Raw genomic sequence first — 21,232 nt, forward strand, 5'->3', positions numbered from 1 at the left:
CCTATCAGACAGAATAATCCTTGGATGAAAATGGAAAGCTCGGGTTCTTATGAAAATATGAACCCGGGCTTTTGTGATACCCAAAACCCTTAATATCCAGGCAATTCGCGGAATGCACCTGATTCTCCGATACAGTGCATTATATGAATATGATAGAAATTTCCACAATTTAAAATATTTTTGGAAATAATTTCCAAAATCTATTGAAATCGGAATTCGGACATGGTACATTCTCCTTAGGGATAAAGAAAATGGTTTCATAACCCCATGTACTGATTACTATTATATTTTTTAGGAGGTATTATTCATGTTTGAGAAACTACAGCGTCTAGGGAAATCCTTTATGATTCCCATCGCCGTTCTTCCGATCGCCGGTATCATGCTTGGCGTCGGTGCTGCCTTTACCAACACCCTCATGATTGAAACTTACGGTCTTGAGTGGCTTCTGGGAGACGGAACAATCCTCAACTATATTCTGAGCACCATGGCGACCATCGGTAACGTCATCTTCGGTAATCTGCCGCTGATCTTCGCAGTGGGTATCGCTTCAGGGCTTGCCTTGCAGGAAAAAGGTGCAACAGGACTTTCAGCTGCCATCGGATTTGTCGTCATGCACTCGGTCATCGGAAAGATATTAGGGTTTATGGGACATAATCCGGAAACCACATCTGTCGACTATTTCATCGGACAGGGCATGAATGCGGTGGAAGCTGCCAAGCAGGCCAATGTCTACGGGTATGAGCTTGGTATGTTCTCTGTTCGTATCGGTGTTCTCGGCGGAATCATCATCGGTATCGTTGTTTAGATCTTAGCTAACCGATACTATGACAAGAAGCTTCCCGAAGCGCTTTCCTTCTTCGCCGGTGTAAGATTCATTCCGATCATCAGCGTACTTGCGGCAAGCATCATCGGAGCCATCATTCCGTTCATCTGGCCATATGTACACCTGGGGATTTCAACCTTTGCAGAGTTCTTCGGAAGAACAGGTCCAGTGGGTATCTTCTTCTACGGATTCTTCATGAGACTTCTGAACATCTTCGGTCTGCACCATGCGATCTATCCGCTCTTCTGGTTCACCTCCCTCGGTGGAGAAATGGAAGTTGCCGGAAAACTCATCCAGGGTGGACAGAACATCTTCTTTGCACAGCTTGCAGATCCTGAAACCGTAAGGTTCAGCGCAGAAGGCACCAAGTTCTTCACAGGCGGTTACCTGCCTATGATGTTCGGTCTTCCTGCAGCGGCACTTGCTATGTATAGAACAGCTGATTCAAAGAACAAGAAGCTGGTCGGAGGACTTCTGTTCTCTGCAGCGCTCACATCATTCCTTACAGGAATCACAGAGCCTATAGAATTCACTTTCCTCTTCGTTGCTCCAATGCTTTACGGAATCCATGCCATCCTTGAGGGACTATCCTATGCGATTCTCTATGTGCTGGATGTAGCAGTAGGTGTCACCTTCTCAAGAGGAATCATCGACTTCACACTCTTTGGACTCATCCAGGGAAATGACAAGACAAACTTCATCTGGATCCTGATCCTGGGTATTCCTACAGCACTCATCTACTACTGGGTATTCAAGACGCTGATTCTTAAGTTCAACCTTAAGACACCAGGTAGAGGCGACCAGGATGAAGTCAAGCTCTACACCAAGAAAGATGCCCTCATGAAAGAGATGGACATTGAAGAAGTCATCACCGCTCTTGGTGGAAGAGAGAACCTTGTTGAAGTGGATGCATGCATCACAAGACTGAGGGTCACCGTCAAGGACGTGGAAAAGGTGGCAGATGATGCGACCTGGAAGAATCAGCTGAAAGCCAAAGGCGTATTCAGAAAAGGTAAGGGCGTTCAGGTAGTCTATGGCGCGCTGGCTGAAATTCTGAAGAACGAAATCAATAAAGTCAGATAGCTTTTCATTCATCACTCAATGCATAACTGCATTGAGTGATTTCCCCTAGGAGCATCATGAATTATAAGATCAGATTTCAGCTCTGAAAGATGCTCCAGTTAGATCTTAAAGGAGACAGACCTTCTAATAACAGAAGAGCGTTCCGTCTCTTTCGAAGGCAGGCTGCATGAATCAGAGCTTTAACTTATGGTTTGAGTTCATGAGGCACAGGAAGCAGTATCATTTATTTTAAAAGAATGGAACAAAAACATAACAAATGACAAACATAGAGAGAGAAATCATAGATCAGTCTATGAAAAAGGGAGGCAGCTTATTAAAGCAGAATATATGAGAAATAAAGAAGAAATCATGGAAGCCATCAGAGGAGAGGTCATTGTATCCTGTCAGGCACTTCCTGAAGAACCGCTCCATAGTCCTTTCATCATGGGCAGGATGGCCCTCGCCGCATATCTTGGCGGAGCGAAAGGCATCAGAGCCAACAGCGTGGTGGACATCAGAGAAATCAGGACTACCGTCGATCTTCCCATCATCGGGATCATCAAGAAGGTTTACGGAGAAAATGAAGTGTTCATCACACCGACCATGAAAGAAATCGATGAACTCATGGAAGAAGGGGTGGACATCATCGCCCTTGACGCCACCGAAAGAATGAGACCAGACGGCTTAACCATTACAGAGCTCTTTCCGGTCATCAGAGAAAAATATCCCGATCAGCTCTTCATGGCGGACTGCTCAACCTTTGCTGAAGCAAAGGAAGCTTCAAGGCTTGGCTTTGACTTTGTCGGAACGACCCTATCTGGGTATACTTCCTACACAAGAGACAGACAGCTTCCGGATCTTGATCTCATCAAAGAGATCCTTGAGAAGATTGAAACACCCCTGATCGCCGAAGGTGGAATATCCACTCCGCAGGAACTGAAGGCTGTCATGGACTCAGGCGTATTCTCTGCAGTTGTCGGGTCTGCCATAACAAGGCCGATGGAAATCACGAAAAAATTCATTGATGCAGTGAAAAAATAAACTGAGGTATGATAAAGTAGAGTATGGAGGTGTAAGGGATGAAACTTAGCGATATCTATTCCACCATTGAGACCTTATACAATACTTTCACGAAATCAGAAAAGAAAATAGCGGACTATACCCTGAAGACCCGCGACAAGGTCATGTACATGTCCATCACTGAGCTTTCGGATGAACTCGGCGTAGGTGAAGCCAGCATCTTCAGGTTCTGCAAGACTCTAGGCCTCAGCGGCTATCAGGACTTCAAGATCGCCATCGCCAACAGCACAAGCGAGGACAAGACCAGCCAGAAGATCTACAGTGATATCCATAAAGAAGACAGCATGGAACTGATTGCAGAGAAGGTCAGAAATGCCAATCTTTCAGCTATAGAAGACACCTTTAGTCTGATCAATTACGACGAACTTAAACAGGCTGCAGAAATGATGATTGAAGCCGATCATATCAGGTTCTTCGGCGTAGGTTCATCCTACACCACAGCCCTGGAGGGTCACATCAAGTTTCTGAGAATCACAAGCAAGACCAGTGCCACCTTTGATTCTCATCTACAGGCAATGACTGCAGCACTGATGAATGAAAAGGAAGTTGCAGTGATCATCTCCTTCTCGGGAGAGACAAGGGATACCATAGATGTCGCAGCACAGGCGAAAAAAGCCGGAGCGAAGATCATCGCCATCACCCGTTATCAGAAATCACCCCTGACTGAATATGCGGATGTGGTGCTCCTTACAGGAGCCGTGGAAGGACCCCTTCAGGGCGGATCCACAACAGCAAAGGTTGCTCAGCTTTATCTCATGGATATTCTCTATACCCGGTTCTTCCTCATGAACTATGAGAAGAGTGAGGGGAATAAGGAACAGACACTGCAGTCGGTACTCAGTAAACTATATTAAGATTTTAAAGAGCCCATCAGGCCGTAGATGTAATCTCATCTGCATTCTGATGGGCTTAACTTTTACTAGAACAGAAATAATCAATTACGAATAAATGATTTCGAAAATACATGGAAATAGTTACACCTCTTGTTGACTACTATCAATTGATAGTTTACAATCAATGCAAATGAGGTGTACAGTGAAGCAAAATGTTATCTCGACTGAAGAAGAAGTAAAGTTGTTTTTTCAGAACTTAAAGCAATAATATCTCATCCGGATTTTAAAGTGGATTCAGATCTGGATATACTCCTCAGAAAAAAGAATGAGGTATCAACGGATCCGTACACCACAGTAAATACTCTTCTATCACTGGATTTTGACAGAGCAGACGTAGCTCACCAGCTGATGTCGCTTGAAACAGAGGATTATATGGAGACAATTATTGATGATAAGAATCAGAGCCTGCCTCCATTTTACGCATTTACCCGGACAATCAGCTGCAGAGATGTTTATATTAAAGTGAAGATAAGAGATTCTATAAAGAGAAAGGTTTTCTGCGTTTTATTTCATTTTGCTCGAAATTCCGATTCGTATAGATCTCCCTTATAAATAGGCAGGGAAAATTGAGAAAAGAAATCATCAGATATAACGATATAAGCCGATAAGAATAGAAATATTCAAAAGTGTAAAATACCCTGTGTGACAAAATATAAATGGAAAATTAAATATTAAGAATAAAGAAAGGGGTGTAATGCATGAATGAAGGAAATTTACTGAAGAAAATTCAGATGGATTGCCCTGTTTGCGATAAAAAGCATGAATTAGAAATGAGAATGAGGCACACTGAAGGTATTGTTAAAGGCGTTAACGTTGATTATGATGAGATTATTCTTTTGTGTCCAATTACAGATGAGGAAGATAATGAGTTTGTCCCGGCAAAAATGATGGATGAGAATCTGCTGAAAGCTAGAGATGCATATAGGGTACAAAAAGGGCTGCTGCCGTCATTTAAGATTGCAGAGATCAGAAAGAGTTATGGCCTGACACAAAGTGATTTTTCGAATCTGCTTGGTTGGGGTGAGGTTACTGTTACAAGGTATGAAAGTAAAACGATTCAGGACGAAACATATGACCGGTTAATGAGAATGGCTTATGATCATCCTCTCTTTATATTGCAGAATTTAGAGAAACACAAGGATAAGTTTACACAGGAAAAATATGAAAAGATACGATCTAAGATTGTGGAGCGAATAAATGCTGCAGGCATCCAGTATCTTAAATTACAGGAGATAGAAAGTGTCTATGCAGCATTTAATGTTGAAAGCGAATATAACGGCAATAAACTGCTGGATCTAGATAAACTCTCAATGATTATGGGGTACTTTGCAAATCACATCAACTACTTATATAAGGTTAAGCTCATGAAGCTGTTGTGGTATGCAGATGTTCTTTATTACAGAAGATACGGCAGTTCGATGACCGGTCTAGTGTATAAGCATATGACATATGGTGCATTACCACTTGCTTATGAGGAAATCATTACTCTCCCGGGAATCAAAGTGGAAGAAGAGATTTTGAGCTGCGATATTGCTTATAAAATTGTTTCAAATAAGAATATTGATGAATCGGAGTTTACGAAGGAAGAAATCAGTGTTCTGAATCTCATTGTTTCATGGTTCAAAAACCATAAAGCGAAAGAAATCGTGGAATATATGCATAAAGAGAGAGCATACAGAGAAGTGGATCCGTATAAATTGATATCTTATGAAATCGCAAAAGATCTGAGAGAATTAAGGTGAATGAGAGAGCATAACTAGTATCCCGCTTTTTATATCCGATACGAGTATTAATGCTCAATGAATCAGCAACCGTAAAATGATTTAGGTCTAGCACCCCAAATGGTCGGAGTCAATAATCATCCGATTATATGGGGTTTTTTCTCATCAAAATTCAAATTGCGGTTCAACCCTTATATTATAAAGAGACAATCCTTACTTGTCATACAGTTTCATCATACCAAAGAGGTGAAATCATATTATATTGTCATAGAAACGATTAGTTTGTAAGTACAGAGAACTGGAATTAAATCATTTTTGTGATAGGATAGATTATGAATGAAAAGTGAATGAAAAGTGAAACCTGGGCGTAATACCGGATGAGCATTCTGAATGGGTAATCGCTTCATGTGAGGAGATCAGATGGAAAACACAGGACAGTTCAAGCAGGAAATGAAAAAATCCGTCATCAAGGAAATCATCACCATGCTGATCAAGGTATCGGCATTATTTGTGTTTGCCCTTTTATCGGCAACTTTCATCAAGAATGAATACGCTGCAGATGAAAGCCTCATCCATATCAGAAACACTTTCAAGGAAACCTATGATGCAAACCGCAGCTTTCTTCTGGATAAAGAAGCCCAAAGACTCTATGGGCAGATTGCCGAAAACGGAGAAAGTATGGAAGAATTTCAGAACCTTCTCTACAGGCAGAACCTGGGCAGGAACATTTCCACAGATGTCATCATCATGGATGAAAATTTCAATATCGAGTACACGACATACAACATCAGCAGAATCTCCACCTATCATTACAGCTACAACAATGCGGTCAGCTACAATGCAAGGAATATCGGAGAAAATGAAGTCTATACTTCTGTCTACAACGACAGTGAGGGTTATTCGGATCTTATGATGGTGAAACCCATACATAATGAAGAAGGAGAACTGACAGGCTACATCACGCTGTTTCTCCTGGGAGATGACTGGAGCTACTATATGTCCCATTACAACTTCAATGGGGTGGTGACCGATCAGCGGAACAATGTCATCTTCTACAACAAGCCCAGTCTTCTAAACAGCAACTACAAGTTCAGCATCAGCAAGGCTAAAATCACCTATATCGGAGAGGAAAGATACTGGCTGAAATATGAAGATCTGCCGGAATACGGAGTAAAGATCTACGCTCTGGTTCCTTACCCTAAAAACCCCGAAATCCTTATCGGACTTGTGGTCATCCTCATCATCGGAATGCTCTGGTACAACCTCGCAAACCGGATATCCGAAACCATGGCGGAGAAGAACACCCAGTCCATCAGTAAGCTCGTGAGTGAGATCAGGATCATCAGAAAGTATGATCAGTCCCACCGCATCGTCATGGACACGAAGGATGAGTTTGAAGATGTCGCCCATCAGATCAACAATATGCTGAGCACCATAACAAGCCTCAATGACAGAAATACCGAGCTTCTTAAACTGAACAGCACCATCGAGATCAACCACCTCACGGCGCAGATCAACCCGCATTTTCTCTACAACACTCTGGAGATCATCAGAAATCTTCTGATCTTCGATAAGGACCAGGCAGGGAAACTCATTATACAGCTCACGAAGGTTCTGAGATACAGCATCAACAACACCAAGAGAGATGTGATGCTTGATGAAGACATGCAGTTCATCGAGGATTATCTCTCCATCCAGAAATCAAGGTTCAGCGACAGATTAAGCTGCCTCATCGACATCGATGAGGACTGCAGAACCTCCATCGTGCCGAAGCTCATTCTTCAGCCGCTCATCGAAAACAGCATCAAGTACGGATTCATGGATGCCATGGACCTTGAAATCAGGATCAGAGGATACAGAGAAGGGGATTATCTCTATCTCATCATAAAGGACAACGGTCCGGGTATGGGTGAGGAGGAGATAGAAGCTCTTTATAAAACCTTAAATGAGGCTTCAAACAATACCAGATCAAACGGTCTCTACAATATATACAGGAGACTGAAACTGAAATATTCAGAGAAAAGCGAAATGAAGATCAGAAACAATGAGGATAAGGGACTCCAGATCACCCTTAAAATCTATCAGGGTGACCTGGCGGAATCTCTACCAGAACTTTTATCTTAAATGGGAGGAAAAGCATGTATAAAATCGTCATCGCAGAAGATGAAGACATCATAAGAAAGGGACTTGTATACAGCATCAACTGGGCGGAGCTTGGCTGCTCGGTGGTGGCTGATGTCAAAAACGGTGTGGAAGGTATAGACGCCATAAAGAAATATGCCCCGGAAATCGTCATCGCAGACATCAATATGCCCATCATGGCCGGGCTTGAGATGTTCGAGAAGACCCATGAGACAAACGACTACTCGGCCATCATTCTTTCAGGCTATTCCAGCTTCGAATATGCCCAGAAGGCTATAGAGCTTGGCGTTCTCGGCTATCTTTCAAAACCGCTTGATATCGATGAGCTCAAGGAAGTCATCCTGAAGGCCAAGAAAGACATCATGCTGAGAGAGCTCGTCCAGAAGAACATCATGGGAACAAATGAGCTGAAGAGCATCGATCTTTTCAGTGATTCCTATGATGTCCATTATGACAATGACATTGTCGACCAGATGCTTCAGTTCATTTTTGAAAACTACGACAAGAAAATCGTCATGAGAGATGTCATCGAAAAGTTCAACTACAGCGAAACCTATCTCAACCGGAAGTTTAAAGAGACTGTAGGCACAACGTTCAACGAATACCTGAACCGCTACCGGATCCAGAAAGCCATCGAGCTTCTGGTGAAAGAGAAGGAGATGACCATCCAGGAGATTTCCTGGAAATGCGGAATCAGCGACTACAAGTACTTCGGGTCGGTATTCAGAAAGTATGTGGGCCTCAGCCCCAGGGAGTATCTGGCCAAAATCCATTAAACGTCCTGATGAAAGCCAAACAGCGTTTTGTTTGGTTTTTTCTCTTTTTGTATCGGATATTCGGTTTAAACGGTTTCACGACGTTGGTAAACTAAGGGTAAAGTAACAGATGAAGAGATTATGGAGGATATTATGAGCGTAAGAATAACAGTGAAGAATGCGACAAAGAGATATGGAGAGATCACCATCATTCCAGATCTGTCCATAGACATCAGAAACGGCGAGCTTTTCACACTGCTCGGACCATCGGGATGCGGCAAGACGACACTATTAAGAATGATAGCGGGATTCAACAGTATAGAGGGTGGAGATTTTTTATTCAACGATAAAAGAGTAAACGATCTCGAGCCGGGAAAAAGAAACATCGGTATGGTGTTCCAGAACTATGCGATATTCCCTAATATGTCCGTAAGAAAGAATGTGGAGTTCGGACTGAAACAGAAATCGGCTGGAAAGGAAGAAATCCGTACAGAAACAGATAAGTTCCTGAAGCTCGTCCACGTGGACCAGTATGCGGACAGAATGCCGGACAAGCTTTCAGGCGGTCAGCAGCAGAGAGTTGCGCTTGCAAGAGCGCTGGTCATAAAGCCGGATGTGCTTCTTATGGATGAACCACTTTCAAACCTTGACGCCAAGCTTCGAGTGGAAATGAGAACGGTCATCAAGGACATCCAGAAGGATGTAGGCATCACCACGATCTATGTCACTCATGATCAGGAAGAGGCCATGGCCATCTCAGACCGAATCGCTGTTATGAAGGAAGGCGTCATCCGCCACTGCGGCACCCCTCAGAGCATCTACCAGAGACCTACAGATGTCTTTGTGGCAACCTTCATCGGCAAGTCGAATCTCCTAAACGCAAAGCTTTCTATCGAGAACGGCAGATGCCAGATCGTATATAACAACAGCTACCGCGTGGATACACCATTCATCCGTGAGGAAGAAATGAAAAACAGAGACATCATCATCTCCGCAAGACCGGAAGAGCTCCTGGTGAACCTTGAACATGACGGAGAGAATCTTGGAGGAATTGAAGCGGTCATCAAAGACAGCGTATTTCTCGGATACAACACCCACTACTTCGTAAGGCTTGAAACCGGAGAAGAAGCGGAGATCGTACAGGAATCCAAAATCGATTCCATCATCGCACCTGGAACCAAGGTCAAGCTGACCCTCAATATGGAAAAGATCAATGTTTTCGATAAGGAAACCGGTCTTAGCCTTATGACCGGAATTTCCCATAGCCTGGATCTCCCTGGAGAAGTCAGGGGTGGTCTGGAGGTGCAGTAGCATGAGGACCAGAAAAAAAATCGATGTATGGACCTTTGTCTCCATAGGACTACTCATCCTGTTTGCCGTCTTTCTCATCTATCCTCTGATCAATCTTCTGAGAGAGTCGGTATTCAGTGATGGAAAGTTCACACTGGATGCATTCAGAAAATTTTTCTCGAAATCATACTATTACACATCCATTTTCAACAGTGCTAAAATCGCACTGACCGTAACCTTTGTGAGTCTGCTCCTGGGCATTCCTTTTTCCTACTTCTATTCCTTTTTCAAGATGAAGGGAAAGAAGCTTCTGTTTGTCCTGGTGCTTTTATCCACCATGTCTGCTCCATTTATCGGAGCCTACTCATGGATCCTCCTTATGGGGAACTCGGGACTCATCACAACGTTTCTGAAGTCCTTCGGACTTCCGAACTTCTCCATCTACGGATTCGGCGGAATTGTTCTTGTACAGTCCCTTAAGCTGTTTCCGCTGGTGGTCATCTACATGAACGGTGCGTTCAGAGACATCGACAACTCGCTCCTTGAAGCTGCCGAAAGCATGAACTGCAGCGGCATAAAGAGATTCTTCAAAGTCATCATGAGTCTCACGATGCCGACTATCCTGGCAGCAGCGCTTCTGGTATTCATGAGATCCTTCGCGGATTTCGGTACACCGGTACTCATCGGCAGAGGCTACTCGACATTTCCAGTACTGATCTATAATCAGTATCTTGGAGAAAACGGTGCCGACTATCACTTTGCAGCAGCCATCAGTGTCATTGCAGTCATCGTAACTGCTGTGATCTTCATCATCCAGAAGGTAAGTACAAACAGGTTCAAGTTCACCATCAGTGCACTTCATCCTGTACAGCCTAAGGAGACAAAGGGAATAAGAGGCATACTGATGCATTTATTCACCTACTTCCTGGTTTCCATCGCCATGCTGCCTCAGCTGTATGTCATCAATATGTCCTTCAGAAACTACAACAACAGCATACTAAGGCCTGGCTATTCCCTCATCAACTACCAGAAGGCCATGGAGAAGAATCTTTTCCGCTCCATAGGGAATACACTGTCCATCAGTTTTGTGACGCTGATCGTCATCATCATCATCGCAGTGCTTATTGCCTACCTCGTGGTCAGACGAAGCAATCTCATGAACAACGCCATAGATGTCATCTCCATGATGCCTTACATCATGCCGGGAGGCGTCATCGGTATCGCGCTCATTATCTCATTCAGCAGCAGTCCATTCTATCTGACTGGAACGATGATGATCATGGTCACTGCACTGGCCATCCGGCGAATGCCGTTTACCAGCAGGTCGGCGACCGCCGCCATGATGAAGATCTCGGAAAGCATCGAAGAAGCCGCGCTCAGTCTCGGCGCTTCAAAGTTCACGACATTCACGAAGCTCACCATACCTATGATGTCTTCCGGAATCATATCCGGAGCGGTTCTCAGCTGGGTTTCTGTCATCACAGAGATGTCCTCGGGTGTCATTCTGTATAACAACAGGACCATCACCCTTACCCTAAGCACATATGCTGCCATCAATAACGGCACCTATGGTGTTGCGGCGGTATTTGCGACCATCACCACAATCTTTACTGTCATCTGTCTGGCCATCTATCTGAAGCTTACAAAAATCGAAGATGTCAGACTGTAGCTATTACTGATATTGATCGGATGACCGATAATATAATACAAAAAGAAGGAGACACAACAATGAAAAAAATCATAATTACGCTACTAGCTCTTATGATGCTTCCTCTTGCAGCCTGCGGCGCAAAGGACGAGCCTACATCTCAGACACCACCAGCGGGCGAAACACCTGCTGCAACCGAACGTCCTGACTATGTCAGGGGCGAGGATGAAGTAACCGGTAAAGTTACAGTCTATACCACCATGGAAGAAACTCAGCAGGAAGCTCTTAAGGAAATGTGGAACAAGTATTATCCGAATTCCCAGATCGAAATCCAGGCTGACTCAGTCGGTACACTTGCAACCCGTATCCGTGGCGATGAATCAAACGATGCCGATGTCGTCATCGGTGGACTGTTTGCAGCAGACGGAGATACCTATCATGATATCCTTCAGCCATATACTGCTGTAAATGACAGCGAGCAGCTCTATCATGATGAATCCGGATACTATACCTATTACGATGTACAGGTCATGAGCCTTGTTGTCAATCCTGAACTTCGCGATGAACTTGGTCTTGAGATCAACGGGTATGAAGATCTTCTTGATCCGAAGCTTGAAGGCAAGATCATACTTGCAGCACCAGATGCTTCTTCTTCAGGATGGAGACAGCTTCAGACCATACTTGCAACAATGGGCGATAAGTTCGATGATGAAAAGGGCTGGGATTATGTAGAAAAGCTCATGAAGAACTCATTCAGTACAACATCCTCAAAAGATGTCTATAACCTGGTCATCAACGGTGAATATGTAGTCGGTCTTTCCTATGAATCAACAGTTGCAGCCCTCATCAAAGATGGTGCTCCAGTAGAGAACATCTACATGGAAGAAGGAAACACTGCTATGGCAGGCGGAGCTGCGATCGTCAAGACTGCACCGAACCTTACAGCAGCAGAAGCGATGATGGATCTCCTCGCTTCAACAGAGTTCCAGGACATCAGAGCTGAACAGTCATCAGGTAGAGGATCAAACGGAAAGAGCATCCTTGTTGATCTTCCAAAGGAAGATACACTCAACATGGTTGACCTTGACTTCGCATACCTTGCAGCCAACAAAGAAAAGATGATTGAAAAGTGGAATACACTTTGGGCTGAAACCCACTAAAATAGCTTCATTCAAAAATCCCCTAATATATCGACCCCCTGTCTGGTGTAGTGCCCGGACAGGGGGTTTATATTATATATAATAAAAAATAGATTATCCTATTATAAAGAGAAAGATTAATATATAATTAAGAAGAAAAAATATTAGATATGGGAAGGGATGATAAAATGAATATAGAAATGAAACCGGTTGGATTTGGAGAATGTATATTATTACAGAAAGCTAAAAGTACACTAATTGTAGATTGTGGTTCAGATAATAATACCTCAAATGTATCAAAAAGTCAGAATGCATATAGACAAATAGTGAATATTTTAAATAGTCCTCCAGAAGTTTTAAAGCTATTGATATCACATTTTGATTCTGACCATTTTAATGGCATATTGGAAATTAAGCATCAAAAAGTATTTGATGAAGTTTTTTTACCTTACTATTTTATTAATGATAAAAGGTCATTAAAACAATGACTGAAATATTATTATTCTCACATAAAAAAGCGAATATTAAATCAAAAAATATAGTCAAGCTACTTGCAATTCTACCAGACTTAATCAAACCTGAAGGTAAGATTTACTTAACCAAAAGTGGTGATCAAGTTCAAGTTGATAATGAGATTCTTAATGTTGTTTGGCCAGAAGTTGGAAATAGACTGTGTCATTTAGAATATGTAAGAGGTGGTTGGTCGAAATTCTATGAAAATCTCAAGCAAAAAGCTGAAATTCCAAATATGAATAGAAAGGTAGACTTCACAATTCTGTCATCATATAACAAAATAAAGGAAGAGTTTATTGGTGCATTTGTAGAATATTTTTATACCTTTGAAGAGGAAAAGTATCAAAATGAATATGAGAGATTCATTGATATATTAAGGGAAAAAGCCCACATTCTTAATGAAAAATATTTGAGTGTTATTTACTTCAATGATGTTATAAATACTATTTATGAATTAGTAGACATTGATAATAAAATCGTCGAAAAAGAATATAATAAGTTTATTTACAATATGAATTCATGTAGCACTATAATGCATAAATCATCAAAATTATTGTTATTAGGTGATTCTACAAAAAGTGTAATTAATTACTTAAGTTCAAAAGGTATATTTTACAAAGAGTATTATATATTAAAAGCTTCTCATCATGGTACATACACTTACTTTACAGATCACTTACCATCGGCTGAGTACGTGTTAATTTCAAATGGTGGATATAAAAATCGGAGAATATGTAAAGAATATGTTGACAATAATCAAAATAAATTTGGCTATGTATTCTGCACAAATGCAAAATTACAACCTGACAGTTATTGTGATTTTGCGAGAATAAATGGTAATTGTCATCCGACCAAATGTATAAATTCACACTATTTATCTTTGAATTGTTAGGACTATTCTAACGTATGTGTAGAATATTATACCAAAGTACATAATGATAGATTTTAAAAGTAAACACGAACATAAAATAGAAGTATCAAACATTATAGGAGGAAAATAATAAAGAAGAAAATCAGCCTTTTACTCATTGACCTGCTATCAGTTACTACTCTTGTTGCCTGCAGAAAAACAGAAGTAAAAGGATATGTGTAATTGTATATTCACTACATAATGCAGAGGAAAAGAATTTCATAGCTAAAATAATATAATAAGTATATCGTTTATTCAAGAGCACAGAAACAATATATGAAAGTGGGGATGGTAATTGGAAGACTTAAATTTACTGGTTAATCAGATTATTAAAGAAACAGAAAATGCGAAAAGTCTATCTCAGAGCATAACAAATACGCTTGAAATAGGGTATATTCCTAACGAGACAGTATATGGTGAGTTCTGTATCGCACAGGAACAACTTCATATGCTTCAGCAAGAAATAAACGTTTATCTGAAGTCCATTAAGCTAACACCTCTGGGCGACAACCACTCTATTATCCAGATGAAAGAAGAATTCATAACATATGGTGAAGCGGCCCATAAAATGGATAACCTTAAAAATGAAATGATCGAAGTGGCAGAAACATTTCATAGAATCACATCCGAAATGGACAGCTACATGACAGTTCTTGAAGAAGAGAAGGAGCTGGTCAAAAAGTATAAGGAAAACCTAGGTTCTTCATCTAATAACCATGAACTGAAAATAAATATTTCAGCATTGAAGCCTGCACATTGTTTTGTCAAAGGGGTGATGTATGGTGCAGAAGTCCTTGGTGAGGAAGAGTATGATCTCATCTCCGATGCATTTGATAAAATGCTCTTGAAGGGACTCTCCCTCAGAAAATATCATCTCGTCATAGATGATATTCCAATGAAGTATATAGAAGATTGTTCAGATAATGTAGAAGAATCTACTAAAATAGATGAGGAGATAAAAGAAGGTGCAGCTCGGGAAGTAAATGATATAAATCTTGATTTGAGGGATAAAACCACTCATATGACTGGTTCCGAGGTGGGAATTCTGCTTGAAGAGAATATTAGTCCCACCGAGATTTCCGAGAATCAGAAAATTATGAAGATGGAGAAGGTAAATGAAGACGATTTTCTTACCGTTACATCTCCGAGCAAGCCAAAATTCAGTGTAACAGTGTTTACAAATGAGGCTAAAAAGATGCCTTCTCGACTTTTCAGACTTTCGGCACTCACCATGATTCCACTTATGAGTGAAAGCCAGTTTCTGGACCTGATAAAGCTTATGGTGTCTCCAAAGTTAAGAGATCAGATTCTCTTTGCCGAAGGAGGATTCGAAAAAGATGAGAAGAAAGGATATTTTGTGAGCACAAAAGTATCAGGTTGGAATGAGCCAGTCTTTGGTTTAAGCCAAGTTGGTTGGACCTATACTCAGAAGGAAACTCTGAGTAAAATCTTTGATCGACACTGCCCTTTTAAAGTGATGAAGATTTCCAAGCCTCAGTGGGCAAACTGGACAATGGCAGACGCGCAAAAATCATTAAGACTCTTTTCATCATATCTCAGCTTTCTCCGCTATCTGGAACAGTTTAGCCCAGATGAATTTTCCGATCACATTTTTGACTTCAAGCACAGGGGCAGGATTATCTCCTTTAGAACAGATCTGACAAGCCTAGTGGGAGAGCAACTTGTTCTTGCAAATCTCCAAGGTTCGGATACAGAAAATCTTTTAAAAGAGATGAGTAATATAGCAAATAGCCTAGGTAAGGGTCAAGTGACCTATATCCTCTGCTGCTGTGATGAAATGTTGCTTGAAGAAACTAAAGAGAGAATGGACACGCTAGAAGGATTGGTTATCTATAACACAGAAAAAAACAAGCTGATATTTTTGGACGAGAAAAAGAAAACATTTCCTTCAAAAGAGTACTCCTTATCAGAAACAGTTAGTCTTACGGAAAATGAGAAAGAACTGGATTCAGAAAGAGTAGTCTCATCTTTAGACACATCAGTTGAAATAACGGTGAGCGAGGAATCTGTTCAAGAAGATAAACGGGGAAAAAATGCAGAGAACAGTAGAGAGGCAATGGACATAGAAGAGACTGGCGAAGTTTCATCTATGGAAGAGAAATCACCTGCAGAAGAAGTGCAAGGGCCTCTTAAGAAACATGAAATAGAACACTATTCCACTTCACTTGGAGAAAAGCCATCTGAAAGCAGGAAGGTCTTAACGGGGACTGAAAGCGTAAAAAAACTTGCTGAACTTCTCCTCCCCATGGAAAGAATAAGTGATGTGAGAGAAGTTGCGCACAGAATGACTGAGGCTCTTCTAGAAGAAGATAGGGTACCATTAGCTTTGGTTTGGGCAAAATCTCTTTCAAAAATCTATCCAGAAGAGGAAACATACTACAGAAAGATTCTTCTTGCAACTGGTATGAATCTGGAGGAAAAAGCCTATGATAGTGCATCAATAGGCATATTATACAGCGAAGCTTTATCTCATGATGATGAAAGCGTAGATGCAGACTATCTCTTTATGCTTTCGGTAATAATCCGTGGTTTGTTCCGTCCTGACATTGCTCATGACTATACGCTACTCAGCTATGCAGATCAGATTGTTAAAAGTCATCAGATTTTCTTTGATGAGCATGCTTCCGTGAAACAGGTAGTAGGTATTCTGAAAAATTTTCTGGATGTCGAACCCAATGGATTTGCCGAAAGAACCTTCGCTTACATCCGAAGCGCTTCTCAGACGGAAAACAGCATAAGAAATATTCAACACGCTGCCAAACAGCTAAGGAACGAAAGTCTCGAGACTAATATCGGTATGATAGAAGTCAAGAAGATGCTTAAAAAGTGCTTAGGTAAAGAATCCCAGATCCATCAGGCACTCCATGTGGTGGAGAATAATATCCAGAGTGATTATCAGGCTGTGATAAATCTCTTCGATTCATTTGCTACCATCACTCATGGAGAGGTTGAAATTGATCAGGAAATGGTGGACGCCTATATAGATGAAATATGGGAGGAAGTTATGCCTAAATATTTCCGTAAAAATACAGGGTTTTCCCATATCGGACGAAAGAAAGTTGATAAAAAACTAAAAGAGCGAATCAATGTTATGGGGTCGTGGCTCAGTCTTTCAACCCCACATAGTTCACGTTCCATGGAATTGGAAGAACACAAGGGTACAATAAGCAAGTTCCGTGAAGATATAATTTACCATATAGGAAAATCTTTGGAGGAGTTGACAAACTCTCCGTATACAACCTTTAAACCCGGAATTAATGTTCTCATGTATACGCTAATAGAAATCCAGTCATATCTTGAGAAACTTTCTACCTACTCTCCTTGGATTTTTCTGGAGTTTTTAAGGACTAATCACATTGAACTCAACCGAAATGCTCTACCTGTAATCAATCCTATGTTTAATGGTACAAGGGGATGGGAACCGTGGAGGAGAGTGCTTATGCATATCTTAAGCGATCCTCAAGATCTTTCAGAACGTTTTTATACCGTGGTGAATGATCCTAAGGAGACAAATCGTGATGATTTCGGGATTGCTTCTCTTATACAGAACTATTTGAGAGAACTTGAGGGGCCTCAAGACATACTGGAACTGGATCTTGATATGGCATGCATCAATGCAGAGTCAGCTCTTAATAGCTATATCGATCAGTTCAAGAGCGATTTTGAAATGGCATACATGTATGGATCCATTGATGAAGTGAATAAGGAGGAAATGATCCAGCTTTCCGAAGATTATAAGGAAATGCTTCTAGAGAACAATAACTACGGTTTTTACATGCGTTTTCTGGCTGCGCTGACAAACAACATCAAGCTTTTAGCACAGAAGCGTACGGAAGAACTTAATATGCAGTTTGAAGATTCCTGCAAAGGTAAAACAGTGGAAGAATATCCTATAATCAGCACAATAAAGGTGCTTTTAGAGAAAGGTAATATCGGTTTGTCCACGGAGTATTTAGATAATTTAAGGCAGGGCATCAGATCAGTTGACGATGAAATTAGTGTATCTAATTCACAGGACTATCATATGGAATTTCTGGATGAGTACGATGGTATCTACGACAGGTGCATGAGCTACAAAGGGCGGGCACTTAGAAACTTCATTGAGCCGGAGATGAGGCATATTCTTAAGAATCGGAAAACTGATTTCACGGCGAGAATAAGGGAAAGCAGTGAGAATTTTATTCGATCGTGGCCAAAGGATCTTAATGAAAGAAATCTTCCGGAGCATCTCTTCCGTTACTTTAAAGAGCTTGGATTCGCTATAAAGAGCTGTACTGAAGATGTTCAGAGAAGTTCTGTGGCGTCACAAAACTGGAAAACTTTCAAACTCTTTATCAGTCCTCCTGATAAAAATCTGGACTATTACAATCATCCCATATCCAACTATGGGACACAAGCAACCGAGTTTTTTCGGGTGATTTGTATGTTCGGTGGAATTAATGCCAATGAGATGATTCAGATACTCAGTCGCATCGATGGAGGAATAGGCAGCAACACCATCATCCTACTGGATAATGCCTTGACGAAACCAGAAAGACGAAAGATTGCAGAGAAGTACAAGTCCAGCACCAGCTGGCAGAATTCCTTTCTTCTTATCGACCAGGTGTTGACATTGTTCCTTGCAGGCAGAAGACCTGAAGACAGAATTGAAGCGCTCTTGAAGTGCACCCTGCCCTACACATATTATCAGCCCTACAATAATGATGGGGGGTTCATTGCGGACGAAATGTTTTTCGGGAGAAAAAAAGAACTGGCTAGTATTCTGGATCCCAAAGGTTCATGTTTGGTTTACGGTGGAAGACAGCTGGGTAAAACTGCACTCCTTCTTCGTGCAAAAAGTGTCGCTCACAGACCTGAAAACAAGGAATATACTGTATTTGTAAATGCGCAGAATATGGATTCCGAACTACTGGTGCATCAGATTAGTAAGGAACTCACCGCAGCTGGAATATTGGAGAATAAAAATCACACTTGGGCATCTCTTTGTGAAGAACTCAGAGGACACTATGAGAAGAAAAAGTATAGCAAGCTGTTACTTCTCGTGGATGAAGTGGATGATTTTCTCTCATCAATAACCACAGATGGATACCTGCCGCTAAAGGATCTACGTGAACTGAGAAGAGAAACCGACAACCATTTTAAGTTTGTACTGGCCGGATTACACAATGTTACAAGACTTTCTGCTGCAAAGGAGAAAAATAGCATCATCCCTCAACTTGGTGACCCACTGGGTATAAAGCCTTTCAGCCCCCGTGATGCCGCTCAGCTTCTGAAAATACCATTATCCTATTTGGGGTATAGCTTTGAAGATGAAAGTCTCATATCTATGATTCTTTTAAAGACAAACTATTATCCAGGCCTTCTTCATTTCTTCTGTTACACTATGGTTCAGACCGTATCAGAAAAATATAGAAAATACTACTCAGCAGAAAACAATCCGCCTTATATTCTGGATCATGATAAGCTCAAGGCTATCCTTTTTGAAAAAGACATCAACAGCAAAATTAAAGAAAAGTTCTTTCTGAACCTTCTTCTGGATAAAAGGTATCTGAAAATTGCTTATGTATTGGCTTACCTCTTCATGGATCCCGTGGAGGAAATGCCTAGTGGAGCAAGAGGTTATTCAGTTGAGGAAATTAAGGATATCGGTGAGAATTTTGAGGTGCCTTATCTGGCGGGAACCCCTGATGATGAATATAGCAATCTTTTGCAGGAGATGGCAGAACTGGGTGTACTTACCCAATTTGAAAGCGAAGGAAGAGTGCTTTATAAGTTTCGTAAATACGACTTCTCAAAAATGTTCGGAACAGAAGCAGAAATCTGCAGTCATCTTGAAGCCAACGATTAAGGAGAAAATTATGGTGAAACATGATAAATTATGGTGGAATAACATCACAGGGCCTGCATCCTTCAGAGATGCGATAGTGGACATGCTACTAAGCAGAAAGAACCTTATACTTTCTGTTCAGCAGGATACTCCCTGGAGACAGCAGCTGCGCTATAGTGTTGAAGAGGAAGCGAAAAGCAACAACTGCCATTTCATTTTTATGGACTATTCGGATGAAGGTATTGTGGAAGATGGTCTACTGATGCATCTCATCACAACGTGCGGTGATTCCGGGGTGTCTGGAAGATTTCGTAATGGGGTGATGAAGACTCAGAAGTTTCTGGCAGAACATGGTATTCTGGACGGAAGGGTCATATGGTTAAAAGGTATTCCAGATGAAAATGTCCAGAGTGTTCTAAGAGAAGTGGCATATTATGCAGACGAAACAAAGCATTCAAGACAAGCTGGCACTTTTGTGGTGGAAGTGAGAAATCTCAATATCAAAGTATCAGGAAAAGGTAATATTGAAACTTTAAGATCAATGGAATACATCACAAGTTATGACACGCTTCTTTTCGCGTTTATAATAGCGTCACAAAGGGAGATGACCAATAAAAATATCAAGACCTATCTAGCCCATCTCAGTAGTGAAATCTTCGGATACGACAGCGAGATGTGCTATGAATTTCTTCAGCAGTTTGATGTGAACAGGGAAGAACCTCTAGATGGGATACAAAAAGTATATGACCTCTATAAAGATTCGGGGAGAGGAGTTTACGAATTTGAATTTACAGAACAGCATCCTTTCTATCTCCTGACCAGTGGACAGGGAGATTTAATTAATAAAAGGATCTGGAAATCTCAGGTTCATGTGCTTTTTCCATTTATAGAACAGCGACGCATTGAAATTATCGAAAAGTGGAGTGAAAGGCTTCTTAAATGCTTGCCGATCATCGATACCTTCGGTACACAAATTACTGAGCTTATGGATGTAGAAATCGGACTCCTATCCTATCTCCTGAATCCCTATAACAGCACGAATCAGATAAAACTGGAAGTGGATCAGGAAACTTACCACTTAATTAAGCTTATGGCCAGTGTTAGAAATAGGCTAGCACATCTAGATATCTGCACATCTGAAACTATCATGAATCTTTTCGAAGATGGTAAACTATCTACTGTATAATGAACTAGGAAACAATTGCAATAGGGCCATCTGGACCGCGAGGTTCAAGATGGCCCTATTGCAATTGTTCCTGTTGAACAAATATCGAGGTTCCAGTCGCAAGCCTATGTAGAATCAATCGTTATGACGGCCCCGAAGCATCAGAGGTCAAAACTTCCGAGAAGAGTATCGGTAAGGTTTTATATTGGAACCTTTATCAGGTGCAGCGGCTTCATAGTAAAT

13 protein-coding genes and 1 pseudogene are annotated in these 21,232 nt (G+C 41.3%); all 14 read left to right on the forward strand.

Going from position 1 to position 21,232, the window contains the following annotated elements; genetic code table 11:
- Positions 1 to 379: 379 nt before the first annotated feature.
- Positions 380 to 1,348 (forward strand): annotated as a pseudogene (locus RTX25_RS07265) (PTS transporter subunit EIIC); the annotation flags it as partial.
- A gap of 27 nt (positions 1,349 to 1,375) precedes the next feature.
- The gene (locus RTX25_RS07270) at positions 1,376 to 1,906 is read left to right on the forward strand and encodes a glucose PTS transporter subunit EIIB (RefSeq protein WP_312652423.1); all 531 of its coding nucleotides are present in this window, start codon (positions 1,376 to 1,378) and stop codon (positions 1,904 to 1,906) included.
- A gap of 327 nt (positions 1,907 to 2,233) precedes the next feature.
- Positions 2,234 to 2,926, forward strand: a complete 693-nt coding sequence (locus RTX25_RS07275; protein ID WP_312652244.1) for an N-acetylmannosamine-6-phosphate 2-epimerase — start codon at positions 2,234 to 2,236, stop codon at positions 2,924 to 2,926.
- A 38-nt stretch (positions 2,927 to 2,964) separates the two neighbouring features.
- Entirely contained in the window at positions 2,965 to 3,819 is an 855-nt protein-coding gene (locus RTX25_RS07280; RefSeq protein WP_312652246.1) for a MurR/RpiR family transcriptional regulator, read from the forward strand.
- A gap of 737 nt (positions 3,820 to 4,556) precedes the next feature.
- Positions 4,557 to 5,600: a type II TA system antitoxin MqsA family protein gene (locus tag RTX25_RS07285; protein ID WP_312652248.1), complete on the forward strand. Its 1,044-nt coding sequence runs from the start codon at positions 4,557 to 4,559 to the stop codon at positions 5,598 to 5,600.
- A gap of 399 nt (positions 5,601 to 5,999) precedes the next feature.
- Positions 6,000 to 7,703, forward strand: coding sequence for a histidine kinase (locus RTX25_RS07290; protein WP_312652250.1), 1,704 nt, complete (start codon positions 6,000 to 6,002; stop codon positions 7,701 to 7,703).
- 14 nt (positions 7,704 to 7,717) lie between these two features.
- Positions 7,718 to 8,497, forward strand: coding sequence for a helix-turn-helix domain-containing protein (locus RTX25_RS07295; RefSeq protein WP_312652251.1), 780 nt, complete (start codon positions 7,718 to 7,720; stop codon positions 8,495 to 8,497).
- Between the two features lie 132 nt (positions 8,498 to 8,629).
- Positions 8,630 to 9,787 carry an ABC transporter ATP-binding protein gene (locus RTX25_RS07300; protein ID WP_312652252.1) on the forward strand — a complete coding sequence of 386 codons (1,158 nt, stop codon included), beginning with the start codon at positions 8,630 to 8,632 and terminating at the stop codon, positions 9,785 to 9,787.
- A 1-nt stretch (position 9,788) separates the two neighbouring features.
- The gene (locus tag RTX25_RS07305; protein ID WP_312652254.1) at positions 9,789 to 11,435 is read left to right on the forward strand and encodes an iron ABC transporter permease; all 1,647 of its coding nucleotides are present in this window, start codon (positions 9,789 to 9,791) and stop codon (positions 11,433 to 11,435) included.
- A gap of 59 nt (positions 11,436 to 11,494) precedes the next feature.
- Positions 11,495 to 12,574, forward strand: coding sequence for an extracellular solute-binding protein (locus RTX25_RS07310; protein WP_312652256.1), 1,080 nt, complete (start codon positions 11,495 to 11,497; stop codon positions 12,572 to 12,574).
- Between the two features lie 167 nt (positions 12,575 to 12,741).
- Complete coding sequence (locus RTX25_RS07315) at positions 12,742 to 13,041, forward strand: MBL fold metallo-hydrolase (RefSeq protein WP_312652258.1); 300 nt, start codon at positions 12,742 to 12,744, stop codon at positions 13,039 to 13,041.
- The gene (locus tag RTX25_RS07320; protein ID WP_312652260.1) at positions 13,038 to 13,958 is read left to right on the forward strand and encodes a hypothetical protein; all 921 of its coding nucleotides are present in this window, start codon (positions 13,038 to 13,040) and stop codon (positions 13,956 to 13,958) included. The genes RTX25_RS07315 and RTX25_RS07320 overlap by 4 nt, the downstream gene beginning before the upstream one ends.
- Before the next feature lie 313 nt (positions 13,959 to 14,271).
- On the forward strand, positions 14,272 to 19,845 hold the full coding sequence (locus tag RTX25_RS07325; RefSeq protein ID WP_312652262.1) for a hypothetical protein: 5,574 nt from the start codon (positions 14,272 to 14,274) through the stop codon (positions 19,843 to 19,845).
- Between the two features lie 10 nt (positions 19,846 to 19,855).
- The gene (locus RTX25_RS07330) at positions 19,856 to 21,010 is read left to right on the forward strand and encodes a hypothetical protein (protein ID WP_312652263.1); all 1,155 of its coding nucleotides are present in this window, start codon (positions 19,856 to 19,858) and stop codon (positions 21,008 to 21,010) included.
- The last annotated feature ends 222 nt before the right edge of the window (positions 21,011 to 21,232 follow it).

The sequence above is a fragment of the Proteiniclasticum sp. genome (assembly GCF_032054185.1).
Lineage (GTDB): Bacteria > Bacillota > Clostridia > Clostridiales > Clostridiaceae > Proteiniclasticum.